The 12,694-nt window shown below is 69.0% G+C and carries 12 protein-coding genes; 8 read left to right on the top strand and 4 right to left on the bottom strand.

Annotated features, from left to right (window positions below; translation table 11 throughout):
* Positions 1-138: 138 nt before the first annotated feature.
* Positions 139-1,824, bottom strand: coding sequence for a CocE/NonD family hydrolase (locus HC362_RS00765; protein WP_243081739.1), 1,686 nt, complete (start codon positions 1,822-1,824; stop codon positions 139-141).
* A gap of 101 nt (positions 1,825-1,925) precedes the next feature.
* Here HC362_RS00765 and HC362_RS00760 point away from each other — a divergent pair, with 101 nt between their 5' ends.
* The 3 genes from HC362_RS00760 (at position 1,926) to HC362_RS00750 (ending at position 4,477) form a co-directional block, all read left to right on the top strand.
* On the top strand, positions 1,926-2,642 hold the full coding sequence (locus HC362_RS00760; RefSeq protein WP_243081738.1) for a TetR/AcrR family transcriptional regulator: 717 nt from the start codon (positions 1,926-1,928) through the stop codon (positions 2,640-2,642).
* A gap of 139 nt (positions 2,643-2,781) precedes the next feature.
* Positions 2,782-3,615 (top strand): PIG-L family deacetylase, encoded by an 834-nt coding sequence (locus HC362_RS00755; RefSeq protein ID WP_243081736.1) that lies wholly within the window; start codon positions 2,782-2,784, stop codon positions 3,613-3,615.
* 190 nt (positions 3,616-3,805) lie between these two features.
* A complete protein-coding gene (locus tag HC362_RS00750; RefSeq protein WP_243081734.1) occupies positions 3,806-4,477 on the top strand; it encodes a hypothetical protein in 672 nt (223 codons plus the stop codon).
* Between the two features lie 121 nt (positions 4,478-4,598).
* Here the strand turns inward: HC362_RS00750 and HC362_RS00745 are convergent, their stop codons facing one another.
* From HC362_RS00745 to HC362_RS00735, 3 genes are all read right to left on the bottom strand, one after another.
* Complete coding sequence (locus tag HC362_RS00745; protein ID WP_243081733.1) at positions 4,599-5,000, bottom strand: hypothetical protein; 402 nt, start codon at positions 4,998-5,000, stop codon at positions 4,599-4,601.
* 396 nt (positions 5,001-5,396) lie between these two features.
* Positions 5,397-5,957 (bottom strand): hypothetical protein, encoded by a 561-nt coding sequence (locus HC362_RS00740; protein WP_243081731.1) that lies wholly within the window; start codon positions 5,955-5,957, stop codon positions 5,397-5,399.
* 728 nt (positions 5,958-6,685) lie between these two features.
* Positions 6,686-7,069 (bottom strand): hypothetical protein, encoded by a 384-nt coding sequence (locus tag HC362_RS00735; RefSeq protein WP_243081730.1) that lies wholly within the window; start codon positions 7,067-7,069, stop codon positions 6,686-6,688.
* 859 nt (positions 7,070-7,928) lie between these two features.
* Here HC362_RS00735 and HC362_RS00730 point away from each other — a divergent pair.
* The 5 genes from HC362_RS00730 to HC362_RS00710 all read left to right on the top strand — a co-directional run bounded on the left by HC362_RS00730 (position 7,929) and on the right by HC362_RS00710 (position 12,537).
* Complete coding sequence (locus HC362_RS00730) at positions 7,929-8,375, top strand: hypothetical protein (protein ID WP_243081728.1); 447 nt, start codon at positions 7,929-7,931, stop codon at positions 8,373-8,375.
* A gap of 11 nt (positions 8,376-8,386) precedes the next feature.
* Positions 8,387-9,970 (top strand): peptidoglycan-binding protein, encoded by a 1,584-nt coding sequence (locus tag HC362_RS00725; protein WP_243081726.1) that lies wholly within the window; start codon positions 8,387-8,389, stop codon positions 9,968-9,970.
* Positions 9,951-10,508 carry a protease inhibitor I42 family protein gene (locus tag HC362_RS00720; protein WP_243081725.1) on the top strand — a complete coding sequence of 186 codons (558 nt, stop codon included), beginning with the start codon at positions 9,951-9,953 and terminating at the stop codon, positions 10,506-10,508. Before HC362_RS00725 ends, HC362_RS00720 begins: the two co-directional genes overlap by 20 nt.
* A gap of 39 nt (positions 10,509-10,547) precedes the next feature.
* Positions 10,548-10,955, top strand: a complete 408-nt coding sequence (locus tag HC362_RS00715; RefSeq protein WP_243081724.1) for a hypothetical protein — start codon at positions 10,548-10,550, stop codon at positions 10,953-10,955.
* A gap of 511 nt (positions 10,956-11,466) precedes the next feature.
* Positions 11,467-12,537, top strand: coding sequence for a PP2C family protein-serine/threonine phosphatase (locus HC362_RS00710; RefSeq protein ID WP_243088298.1), 1,071 nt, complete (start codon positions 11,467-11,469; stop codon positions 12,535-12,537).
* Positions 12,538-12,694: the final 157 nt, after the last annotated feature.

The raw sequence follows: 12,694 nt of genomic DNA, 5'->3' as shown, positions 1-12,694 counted from the left end.
CCCGGCGGGGAAGACCCCAGCAGCCCACGCCGGACTACGAGGCCGACACGCTCGAGTACGCGAAACCGACGTGCTGGGCCGCTACACCTTCCGCCCCGCCGGCCCGGCTCGTCGACTGTTCCCCGGAGGGCTGACGAATCAAGCGGGACAGGAGCTGCTGGGAAGTACCAGGGCCGAGTGCGTGTGGAGCGTGATGCGCACCGGTGTGAAGGTGGTGGTGTCCAACGGCGCCTCCCCGTTGCCGGGATTGCGGGCGTAGCGCGGATGGGCGCCTCCGCTGATCTGCCAGCGTATGCGGTGGCCGACCTGGAAGCGGTGGGCGGTGGAGCTCATCGGCACGGTGACCTGTGAGGGCGCCTGTTCGGCCGTCCGGAGTCGGACGAATCCGTCGCAGATGTTGACGGAGCGGCCCTGTGGGTCCACGTCGCACAGGCGGGTGAAGACATCGGCGTGCCCGGTTTCCGTGGAGGCGCTCAGCCGTGCGGAGACGGGGCCCAGGATGTCCACGGGCTCGGTCAGCGGTGGACCGGTGAATGTCAGGACGTCGTTCCGGGTCTCCAGAGTGGCGTTGTTCCGGGGACCGGCGGTGCGGGAGAGCAGTGGGCCGCCCAGGGAGGGGGTGGGGTCGGCCGGGTCGTAGCGGAACGTCGCCACGGGTGCGGATTCCGCGGGGGCCTGCTGGGTGAGATGCCCGCCGGGGATGGGGTACCACGACGTGGCAGCCGTGGCCGGCGGCCAGTCGTCGAGGTCCCGCCAAGTGTCTTCGCCGCCGATGTGCACACGCACGGCGGTGGGACGCAGGCCGGAGGGATCGGCGTACAGATGGGCGCGCAGCCACGCGAGGCTCTCGGCGAACACCTTGGGCCACCCTTGTTGCAGGGCCGACGTGTGGGTCCAGGGACCGACGAGCAGGGCGGTCTCACATCCGGCCTGGCGCAGCCGGTCGTACTGCTCGAAGGTCTGGTCGGCCAGTGCGTCGTGCCATCCGGTGATCAGAGCCGTGGGAACGCGAAGCCGCTCCGCCGGCGCGGCCAGCGACGCGCCGCGCCAGTAGGCGTCCTTGGCGTCCGAATGTGTCATCACGTCGTCCAGCCAAGGCAGCTCGCTCCCCAGCGCTGACTTGTACGCCCCACGCAGGGGCTGCGCGGTGCTGATGTCGCGCATGCGGCGCTGCAGGCGCAGCGTCGCCTTGAGGAAGGGTGCCAAGCCCTGGTGCTGGTAGTTCATGCCCACACCCACGGCGAGGGCGTTCTCCAGGCGCAGCGCACTGTCTGCGTGGAACAGGGCGTAGGGATCGTGCAGTCCTACTTGCACCACCATTGCCTTCAGTTCTGGTGGTGGGTCCGAAGCGAGGGCCCATTGCACGTATCCCAGGTAACTGGGGCCGACGGTCCCCAGTGTTCCGTTGAACCAGGGTCGCTCGCGCAGCCAGGCCACCGTGGCCTGGCCGTCGGCGGCCTCGTTGCGCCACAGATCGAACTCGCCCCCCGAACCTCCGGTTCCGCGGCAGCTCTGCAGGACCACGTGGAAGCCCTGTTCGGCGAAGAGCAGGCCGTACTGGGGCGACCACGGCAGGCCCCGGCCATAAGGAGAGCGGACCAGGAGGGTGGGGAAGTCGCCGTGGGCACGCGGAAAGTAGTGGTCGGTGAGCAACGGGCTGCCGTCGGCGGCCGGCACCACCACTCCCGGCTCCCACCCGACCTCGTGCCGTTTCGCCGGCAGACCTCGCCAGGTCGCCCTCATCATCCGTGAGGAAAGCGGAGGCTTTCCGGCGGGTGGTACCCAGGCAGGCCTGGCTCCGGCGTCGGGCGTGCGTGATGGCATGGTTCTCTCCTTTATTCTCGTACGTCGTACGAGAATAAAGGATGCTTGGATGACCTTGGTGCAAGAACCGTCTCAACAATCAGGGGAAGGAGTGCGAGGCCGTGTCCGGTGACGGAAAGTCCGGTGCCGACAGCGTCGATCCCGAACGACTCTGGCTGCGTCCCACCGAGCCGCGCAGGGGTCGCAGGCCGTCCTTCAGCCGGGAGGCGATCACCGCGGCAGCCGTCACTCTGGCCGACGCGGAAGGACTCGACGCGGTCACCATGCGGCGGGTGGCCGCCGAGGTCGGAGCGGGCGTCATGTCGCTCTACAGCTACGCCCCTGACAAGGAGACGCTGCTGGAACTGATGGTCGACCACGTCAGCGGCGAACTCACGGTCACGGACCCACCCACCGGCGACTGGCGTGCCGATCTGAAGGCCGTGGCCCGCCTGCAGCGGGCCAACATGCTGCGCCACCCTTGGCTGCCCGTCGCCTTGTCCACCCGTCGTGCTCCGGGCCCCAACACGCTGGCCTTTCTGGAACACGTGCTCGCCGTCCTGCGGCCCACCGGGCTGGACGGTGCGGCGAAGCTGGAGGTCTTCGCCCAGCTCACCGCGTTCGTGGCCGGGCACGTCGCTCATGAGATCGCGCAGGCCGCGGTCTCGCGATCACCGGACCGGGCCGCAGCCGAGGGCCGCTATCTCGCCGCTGTCGCCGCCGACGGCCGCCACCCGGAACTCGCCGAAGCCCTTTCCGCCCCCGGGCGCCCCCTCACTCCCGACGCCACCTTCACCCGATTCCTCAACCGCCTGATCGACGGCCTCGATACTGACTGATGCCCACAGCTGCGCCTGCCGCCGCACGGGCGGGGACACGGAGACCACAAGTTTGTCCACTTGCCAGAATCCGGAACGCGGAATAGCGGTACGCCCGCGCGCACTTGCACCAAGACGTATTTCTTAGGAGGACTGCTTGATGACCAACCGACCCTTGACGCTCATGGCAGTGCACGCCCACCCCGACGACGAGGCCACCGGAACTGGAGGCGTCCTCGCGCGGTACGCGGCGGAGGGCATCCGCACGGTTCTTGTGACGTGTACGGATGGCGGTTGCGGTGACGGACCGGGGGGTGTCAAGCCGGGCGATCCCGGGCACGACCCCGCGGCTGTCGCCCTGATGCGCCGTCAAGAACTTGAGGCGAGCTGTGAAGCCTTGAAGATCAGTGATCTGGAGATGCTGGACTACGCCGACTCCGGAATGATGGGCTGGCCGAGCAACGACGCCCCCGGATCCTTCTGGCAGACGCCCGTTGAGGAAGGCGCCGCCCGGCTCGCGGAACTCATGCGGCACTACCGACCCGATGTGGTCGTCACCTACGACGAGAACGGCTTCTACGGCCACCCCGACCACATCCAGGCGCACCGCATCACGATGGCGGCGCTGGAGATGACCGCGCTGACACCGAAGGTGTACTGGACGACGATGCCCCGCTCGGGGATGCAGCGGTTCGGCGAGATCATGCGCGAGTTCGGTGAGGACATGCCGGAGCCGGATCCTGCCGAGACCGCCGCGATGGCTGAGATCGGCCTCCCTGACGACGAGATCACCACGTGGGTGGACACCACCGCATTCAGCGGTCAGAAGTTCGATGCGCTGGCCGCGCACGCCAGTCAGGGCGAGAACATTTTCTTCCTCAAGATGGGCAAGGAGCGGTTCGGTGAGCTGATGGGCATGGAGACGTTCGTACGTGTCAAGGACGCCACGGGCGCAGCCGTACCCGAGAACGATCTCTTCGCCGGGCTGCGCTGATCGGCCCGTCCGGCCGGGGCCTGCCGTCCGGCCGGGTCCTGGGAGAGCTCCTCAGCTGAACCGCGCCATCAGGCGCGTCACATCGCCGGAGGGTGCTCCGCAAGCCCGGGGCCGGTCGCCGAGGCGGTGACGGCATGCCGGTAGCTTCTGCTGCGGCACGCCCCCGTTGGGCACGACCTTGGAGCGCTCGATGTTGATACACCGGCCCGGACAGCCGCAGGACCTGCCTGACCCGGAAGAGATGTGGGCGCGCTGGGCCTTCGCGGCGGTGCTGTGCGCGACCAGCGAGCGGGAGGGACAGCGGTCCGGCCTGTCGGGGTGGTGGCTGGACGCTGCCCGTGGCGGACTGCGCATGGACGATCGCGGCTGCACATGGTGGGCGCTTTGGAGGTGGGGCGAGGGGCGCTTCCTGCTGTGCGGCTGGGACGAGTCGGGTGAGCTCATCGGGTTCGAGCCACCCGTCGACATGTTCGCCGGTGCGCCGCAGTGGCTGTCGCCGTCGAGGCTGGAGGAGCTTGTCGATCCGTTCCAGTTCGGCTGCGTCTACTGGTACGAGCACGGGCGCTGGAGTCGCGCCCCGTACCCGGACGAGCTGTGGGACGACGGCCTCGACATCGGCCTCAACAGCGCTCTGGACCTGGAGGCCGCGGCGGACCTGCGGCGGATCGACGTGGCGCGGCTGAAAGCGGACATCGAGGAGTTGAACCGCGCCGCGACGCACTTCCGGGTGACGGAGCGGCAGTTGTGCGCGTTCGCTGACCGGGCTGTGGCCTCGGGGGCTTCGTCACTGGACGTTCCCGCCATGCTCCGGGCACTGGACGCCTCCGGCCTCGGAAAAGGAGCCGAGACCGAGACGGGGTGATGGCTCCCCGAGCGCGCCACCCGCACACGGACCTGATGGCTTCGTGAGCAGCGAGCACCCAACGTCGCTCTCCGCCGGCGAGTTGAGGTCGAAGGCATCAACAACTGCCGTGTCGCGTCGGCTACCCCTGAGAGCCCGCCGGGAAGCGGACGAAGCCGGCGATGCGGGGCGAGAACGTGGGCGGGCACTGCTCTCCCAGAGCTGAGCGCAGGCTCGCAGCCACGTCATCGTCCGGTTCGCCGAACACCTCGAAGTGCTGCACCCGGCAGTGCTCCATCACTTCCTGGATATACGGGTCGGCCAGCTTCCAGTGCAGGCGCACCGCGTCGGAGTCCCGGTAGAGCTGGAAGCTGTGCGCGAGCATCCGCTCTTCGTCCACGAAGGTCTCGACCATCATCTGCGGCCCGTGCTGCCGTGCGAAATCCACCGCTCGGACGATGGCGTCGCGGAAGCTCTCCAGGTGGCCGTCGGTGATGCGCATGGTGTTGCGGAAGAGGAGGAGCGCGTCGTCGTATGCGGTCATGACGCCACTCTGAAACTTGAACCGCACTGCAAGTCAAGTCTTGGCGGTCAGGGGTCTGCCGGCTGTCGCCGACCGGTTCGTGTCGGCACCGCCGCCAGTGCTCACCCCAGTGTCGCGGAGTTGGCGATGCTCTGGACGAACCACCGCTGGAAGGAGGCGGACTGCCGGCACTCGTACGCCACGCGCTCAGCAGCCCACCGGCGCCGTCATCTTTCCCTTGCGCATCTCTTGACGCACCAGCCCCGCCCGCATCGCGCTTCTGGTTCGCGCTCATGGGTGTGCTGGTCTTCGCGGTCACCCTGGACTGGCTGCCGACCTCTGGAACGGTCGGCTCGGCGGCCTGGTAAAAGGGTAAGACCGCATCTTGATTGGCGAACTGGGACATGTGCGTTGGCCCTACGGGGCTTGGTCGGGTGCCGTGATCCCGAGGTCGACGCGCATCACGTGGCGCATTCTCCACAGGGGATCCCACAGCTTGCCGAAGCTCTCCCACGCGGTCTCCAAGCTCTCACCCTGCCGGGCGATGCCTCCGTCGAGTCGCATCAACAGGCCGTACAGTTCCCCGAGGTGGCGGTTCGCCGTGCTGGCTGTTGCCGCCACGGCGTCGGGCAGCACCATCTGGGCCTCAGCGTGACGCAACCGGTGGTCGCGGCGTGCCCTGTCCAGCTCTGAGCGCAGCTCCTCTCTCACTTCGCCCTCCTCCAGTGCGTGGAGGACCTTCGCCATCACGTTCGCCAAGTCGCGAGTACCCGCGCTGAGAGTGGCGTAGCACGTGCGCCGCGCCTCGAACTGAGCCTGACGCGTGGCGTACTCGCGTTCATCCTTCTGGAGGCGTCTCGTGTGCTCCAGCTCGCAGGCCCTGGCACGGTCGGCACCTCGCTGCGTGATCACGGCGGCCGCGAGCGTACCGCCGACGCCCAGCACCGCGATCACGATCTGGCTGATTGCGCTGTCCAAGCTGCCCCCCGGCTCCGATCGGCTCGCCGGGACTGTACCCGCTGCCGCACGTCTCCTCAGCGGACGGAACGCCAGTAGCAGACGGGGGCGCCGGCAAGGCCGACAAAGGCAGGGAAGTGTTTGTCCCTGCGCTCGTGACGGCGGTGCAGACGGCGGCAGCCGCCCGGCCGCGACAGGGTGCGCTCGATCACCCAACGTGCCGCCCCAGGCTGTTGGAGGCTCAACGCCACGGCGGGCGACGCGTGGCACGATCTGCCTGCGCCGCAGCCAGTTACGCAGGTAGTCGAAGCCGTAGCTCTTGTCCGCGTGGAGCTCGTCCGGGCGGCGGCGCGGCGGGTCGCGGCGCGAGCGGGTGGGAGGAATACAGCGCACCAGCGGGATGAGCGCCTGACTGTCGTGCACATCTGCGGCAGAGATTCCCACCGAGATCGGTAGGCCGTTACGGTCACGGACGACGCGCCACCGACGCCACGTCGCTCACCAGCAGCGGCGTCACCGTCCAGGGCCACCTCGCCAATCCCTGCGCCCCTGGGTCCTACGAGCAAACCCCTGAGTATGGGGGCTGTTGACCGTCGCGGGCACGCTGTCCTTCAAGGGGTGATCGTGCCGTCTCCGTGTTTCTCACCGTCGAGGTGAAACGCAATGGGGTACTGCCGGGCTTCGGAGGGGCGGTGTCTTCTCTGCCCGGTCGTAAACCTTGGACCTGTGGGGGCCGGGCGCACACGCAATCACGCACCCGGCTCTTCGTCGGGGGCGTAGGTCCGCTCTGGCGTGCGCCGCTCGATGCGCAGCAGGAGACTGACGACGCCACAGCCGAGTCCTCCGGCCAGGAGGAGACCGGCGTAGCCGAGCTGGCGGATGTGTCGGGTGTTGCACTCGACGGTGTGGAGGTAGGGATCTTTGGGAGCGATGGTCGGCCCGCAGGACTCCTGTGTCCTCCCCTCCTTGAGCGGAACACACAGCATGAGGACCACTGTGACCACAGCAGCGAGGGCCAGTGTGGCCAGGAAGCTGGACCAGGACTTCACCTGGTCCGGGGCCTCCCACGCTTCCGCCTCACCCAGTGCCTCTTTGCCACTCTCGGCCTCTTCGGCCCCCCCAGCCCCCTTCATCTTCCTTGCCTTTTGGAGACTACGTCGAGCAACACCAAGCCCGGCACCCCGCCCCGTCGTCCCCTTCCTACGGAGTGCAGCCCTCCCGGGGCCGGGCGCCCGGTCCCCCGCGGGTTCGTAGACACCTGCGGGCACGGCTGGCCGAAAGCAGCTGCACAACAAGAGGCCGCGTGGCGTCCGTGCTGCTGCGATCCAACCCTCGTTCTCCCACTGCGTGTTGACGTACCGACCGGGCAACAAGACAGACCTGCAGTCGGTTGCTCGAAGAGAAGAGGGTGGAGCGGGCTCATGCGGACCCTCAGTCTCGCGCAGCAGTCTCTGCCCCGCTCACGCGAACCTCTCCCCGTGCGACCCCCCTTCGAGGTTCTGATGAGGACCCCTACGCCCTTCCCTCCCGTGCACTGCCGCACGAAGCGACGACTGCCGCTGAGGTAGCGCGGGTACAAGGGCGCCGCATCTCCGCCGTACGGACTTCACCCGTGACGGCCACCGAGGACCAGCAGACGGTGGTGAAAACGTTCTGCGGCGTGCCGGAGCCTGCGCGGCGCAGGGTGCCCGGACCCCGTGACGTGCTCGTGCCCCTGCGCCGGCGGTGGTTGTGGAAGCCGGTGCAGAACGGGGGTGAGCACGACCGGATCGTTGCATCGCGCGCGGGGCTGCCGGGCATCTCCCCAGGCGTTCCCGGCGGCCCAAGTGGCTGTGGCGCGCCCATGGTGTGAGCGCGGTGTGCGGGACACGTGACCCATCCGAAACCGCAGGTGAGGCGTGTTAATCTCCCCGGCGGCATGCTGGGCAACGCACCTTCCGAGCAGCGCTGTTGGGAGGGAGCGGGGGAGATGGGAAACGGAGGAAGAGGGCGTTGTCGGGTGGTTACGAGATCAAGTCCAAGTCGGGCATGACCGGCAAGGCCGGTGAACTCGACCGGTCGGGCGACGACACGGGCAAGGTGCGCAAGGCGGTCGACCCGGCGATGTGCTACGTGCCGGACGCGCTGGGCGGCAACGAGGCCGCGGCGGCGTTCAACGCGTACGCCACCGCCTGGGAGTCCGAGGCCGGACTGCTGGAGCGCGCGCTGCACGAACTGGCGGGCAAGGTGGACGGGGCCAAGGGCGCGTACGCCGGTACCGATCACCTCGTCGCAACCAGCGTCCACGGCACGCACGTGGGTGTGGGTGACGGGACCACCGCGATGCCGGCCCGGGCCGGGAACGACGCGATGACGACGATGCCGACTCCCGCCGGCGACAGCATCGTCTCCACCCCGTCCGTCCACGCCGACCGCCCGTCGGCCCTGTCCGAGTACTGAGGGCCCGACCGGTGACGATATCTCTGTGGGCCGACGCCACCCCGGCCGAATGCCGCAGGCAGCTGGCCGACCTGAGCGAGCACATATCCACGGCGGGCAGCAAGAACGACTTGCTGGAGCACATCGACAGTGCGCTGTCCGTCCCCGCCCCGCCGGGCGACAGCCTGACACTGGAATCGTTGAGCAAGACCTACCGCGACCAGGCCGAGAAGGTCGACGACGTGTACAAGCGGGTCCACAGGGTGGCCCGTAAGGGCTTGCCGGAGGTGTGGGTGGGTGACACGAGTGTCCTCGCCTCCAACGTGGTGAGCGCAGCGGGACGGTCGGCGACGCAGATGGCGGAGGCCTTCCGGGGCGGCGCGAAGGCGTTGCTCAAGCTGGCCGACGCGCTCGGGGACGCGCAGCGGAAGGACCACCAGGGGCGCGCGGGACTGCGGCAGGCCAAGAGGCAGCTCGGCGGCAGGGACGGCTGGTTCGACGACCTGCACGAGGACGACGACGAGGAGCGGGCCCGTAAAGAAGCCCGCGGCATCGCCTCGGCCGGAGTCTCGATGATGCACCGGGCCGCCACGGTCACCGAGGAAGCGGTCCGCGCCGCGGTCCGGGACCTGAACAAGTGGGCGTCCGAGGCCCGCGCCGAGAAGCTGGACACCGATGACCTGTCCGCGGTCGACAAGCTGGTGCTGGCCGACACCAGCACCGGGGGCGGTGCCGCGGAACTGAACGAGATTCTCAGCGCCGACGACCTGGAGCGTGCCGGCCGCCGTATGGAGAGGCTGAACGCCGCCGACGAGGCGGCCATGGAGCGCATGTTGGCGCAGTCGTACAGTCCGCAGGAGCGGGCCTACCTGATGAAGGCCCTGGCCGCCGGTCACGGCGTCGATGACATCGAGCAGTTCGGGAGCAAGATCCACGGCAGGAGCGAGGAGTGGCTGCGCCGGCACCTTACGCCGGTGGTCACCGCCCCCGACAGCATGGACGACGAGGGCCAAGCCGCCGACGGCTCCAACAACAACAAGGACCAGGTCAGCTTCGGCACTCAGTTGTGGATACAGGGCGGTGACGGCTCGGAGGGCACATGCGTGGCCTCCTCCACGGTCACCGCCCGCGCCATGGTTGATCCCGTCTACGCTCTCGGCCTGACCGGAGGCCCCAGCGGCCAGGAGGACGACCCCGACGCCTTCCGGCAGCGGCTCGTGGACGAGCAGCACCGGCTGCACGAAGCAGGCGACGGCGGCGACAACTGGGGCGGCATGGGCCTCGAGGGGCAGGAGCGCATCGCCGACTCCACCATCGGCGGCGCCACCGGCGACGACTACGAGCGCCGCGACCTGGGCAGTGCCGACGACCGCAGGGCGGTCCTCACCACGGTGGAGAAGTCGGTCGCAGAGGGGAAGCCGGTTCCGTTCGATGTCAAGGGCGAGGATGGTGCCCACGCGATGGTGATCATCGGGCAGGAGGGCGGAATGCTGCAGGTCTACAACCCCTGGGGCACGACCACCTGGGTCAGTGAGAACGACTTCATCAACGGCCATATGGGCAAGGCCGCAAGCAAAGGGCTCAATGATGCGTACAGTGTCTACCTTCCGGACTAGTCCGGTCGATGCGGATGCGGATGCGGATGCGGATGCGGATGCGGATGCGGATGCGGATGCGGATGCGGCTGCGGCTGCGGGTGCTCGTGCCGGGACCGGTGGGGGTGCGGGCGTCATCGTCGCCGTAGCCGTTGCCCTCACGCTCGTCGCCGGCTGCGGGTCGGGCGCCGACGAGCCGACCCGTCACCCCACAGGGGACACCAGCATCACCGCCGAGGTCGGGGAGCGCTTCACGCTCACCGTCAACGAGAACGCCTCCACCCGGGAGCACTGGTTCCTGGCCGACCCCAAGCCCGACAGCGCGGTGATCCGCAGCCGTGGGCGGCACATCGAGTCGGACTCCGGCGATGAGCCGGTTCCCGGTTCCAGCAGCGACCTCGCCTTCACCTTCGAGGCCACTGGTAAGGGCCGCACCCGCATCGTGCTGACGCACTGCGTGGCCACCACCACGTGCCCCCCTGACGGCCGCACCCAGGGCCCGACGGCACAGCCCTTGCCCGCACCCGAGCGCGTCACCTACACCGTCACCGTCAGCTGACTTCGGCGGACTCGACAGTGGACGAGACAGCAGAGGCCGATGATGAACCCGACCCCGCACCCCCCAGCCCGAACCGACGACGAACTGGCCCGGCTCGATATCTCCCTCCTGCTGCGCTACGGCCTCACCACCATCGCTCCCGGTCCGCGGCGCACGGCCCTCTTCGGTGACAGCGCCGCGGGTGCCGCGGTGATCCTCGACCGCCTCGGCACCCATCCGCGTTCGGTGGCCTTCCTCGCCGACACCGTCCGCGCCTGTGGCCTGGCCCGCGCCGCCGAGCTACCCGAGCCCCTTCCTCACCCCCACGCCGCGGGCGCCGTACGCGACTGGCTGCGCGCCGGGGCCGACCTCGCGGGCGGCGTCGACGTCGACGACCTCGCCGCACGCTGGCTGCACGCCGTCGCCACCGTCATCGAGGTCCGCCGGGTGACGCGAGCCCGCGGCTGACCTGCAAGAGGCTGGATGACGGTTGCGACCCACGAGAGCGCTCCCTGTCTCGAGGCCGGGCGTCCTGGGGCCGGCTCGCGTTGAGGCGGTCCCCGGCCACCGTGGGCGGCAGGGGACCACGCACCTGTGGCAGTGGGCGTAGGTGACGCGGCTGTGCACCCCCAGGACACCCCCGTCCCGTCCCCGGCGTGGTGCGCCGCAGCATGCACTCCTCATCGCCGCAGCGGTGTTCGAGAACACGCAGGTGGCTGATGAGCCGCCTGGCCGCGCCGTATGAGCTAGCCAGTGCAGAACGGCCGGGCGGTTGCATAAGTCGCTGTGAGCCGCACTGGGCGTACACCGGCCTGGCGTGAACCGCAGGACTCCGTCCGACTCGCCCACCCAGCGGGTGCTGAGCTGCCGGTGTGGGGACAGGAAACTTGGATCGGGTCCGGGTTATACAGGGATGGTGGTGCGTCCAGGAGAACGAGATTGGGCTGAGAGCCGGCCGTGGCAGCCACGCTGTGTGCTGCTGGCGCTTCCGCTCGGGCTGATCGCCGTCGTCACAGTGGTGGACATCCTGGCGCCGCCCCACGTCCACCTCGGCCCCTTGCTGGTCGCGGCGCCGGCGGTCACCGCCGCCATCGGCGGGCCTCGGCTCGTGGCGCTGGTCGGAGCGGTCGCCACAGCGGCGCAGCTCGCGATCGGAGTGACTCGGCGCGGATGGCTGACCGTCAACCATCAGATGCAGATTCTCGCGCTGGTCGTTGTCACGGCGGTCATCGCGGTGTTCGTCACCTTGCGTGAGCGGCAGCAGCGGGAGATGACCCAGGTACGTTCGGTCTCCGAGGCCGTCCAGCGCGTACTGCTTCGCCCGCTGCCCCCAAGTTTGGGGCCGCTGCGAGTTGCTTCGGCCTACCTGGCAGCCGAGGCGGAGGCACAGGTCGGCGGTGACCTGTTCGCTGCCGCACGTACTGGTGGACAAACCCGGGTGATCATCGGGGATGTGCGGGGGAAGGGGCTCAGCTCGGTCAGTGATGCGGCCCTGCTGCTGGGAGCCTTCCGGGAAGCGGCACACCAGCACGCCGATCTGTCTCCGCTCACCCGGTACCTGGAGCGGAGCGTCAGTCGGGACCTGGTCGAACTCGCCGAGGCCGACCGGACCAGCGAGGAAGACTTCATCACCGCCGCTGTCGTCGAGATCCCCGACGACCGGGCCGTGGTCCGGCTGGTCAACTGCGGTCACCCACCGCCGCTGCTGGTGCGCGGCCGAAGCGTTACGCCGCTCCATACCGACCAGCCGGCGACCCCGCTCGGACTGGGCGAGCTCGCCGCCTCGGACTACCGGACCGACACCTTTCCCCTCGGGGACAACGACCTGCTTCTGCTGTATACGGACGGTGTCATCGAGGCGCGGGACGCAGCGGGGGACTTCTACCCGCTGGCCGAGCGGCTTACCGCATGGGCAGGGGACGACGCCGAGACACTGGTGCGGCGGCTGAAGCACGACCTGCTCGCCTACAGCGGCGGCAGCCTGGGCGACGACGCCGCCATCGTCGCCCTCCAGCGCACACCCCGACAACATCGGGCTCCCGCAACATGACAACACAATCCAAGCGGCCATTCGGCTCTCAACATTCAGCTGATCTGCGATGGTCGCCGGGGTGCGCGGTCATGCTGGTCGGTGCGACGCTGACGGGCCAGATGACGGTCCGCCCTCTGCTGGACGATCGTCTGGCCCGCTCCTCCTGAGCCGCATG

This window comes from Streptomyces sp. 891-h, assembly GCF_022760275.1.
Classification (GTDB): domain Bacteria; phylum Actinomycetota; class Actinomycetes; order Streptomycetales; family Streptomycetaceae; genus Streptomyces; species Streptomyces spirodelae.
The sequence above is the reverse complement of the archived record's forward strand: the minus strand, read 5'-3'. Positions and strand labels throughout refer to the sequence as shown.

Coding starts and splice junctions, on each gene's coding strand:
- HC362_RS00715 (WP_243081724.1), top strand. CDS start 10,548: ATGATGAACCCGACCCCGCACCCCCCAGCCCGAACCGACGACGAACTG.
- HC362_RS00745 (WP_243081733.1), bottom strand. CDS start 5,000: ATGACCGCATACGACGACGCGCTCCTCCTCTTCCGCAACACCATGCGC.
- HC362_RS00750 (WP_243081734.1), top strand. CDS start 3,806: ATGTTGATACACCGGCCCGGACAGCCGCAGGACCTGCCTGACCCGGAA.
- HC362_RS00735 (WP_243081730.1), bottom strand. CDS start 7,069: ATGAAGGGGGCTGGGGGGGCCGAAGAGGCCGAGAGTGGCAAAGAGGCA.
- HC362_RS00755 (WP_243081736.1), top strand. CDS start 2,782: ATGACCAACCGACCCTTGACGCTCATGGCAGTGCACGCCCACCCCGAC.
- HC362_RS00765 (WP_243081739.1), bottom strand. CDS start 1,824: ATGCCATCACGCACGCCCGACGCCGGAGCCAGGCCTGCCTGGGTACCA.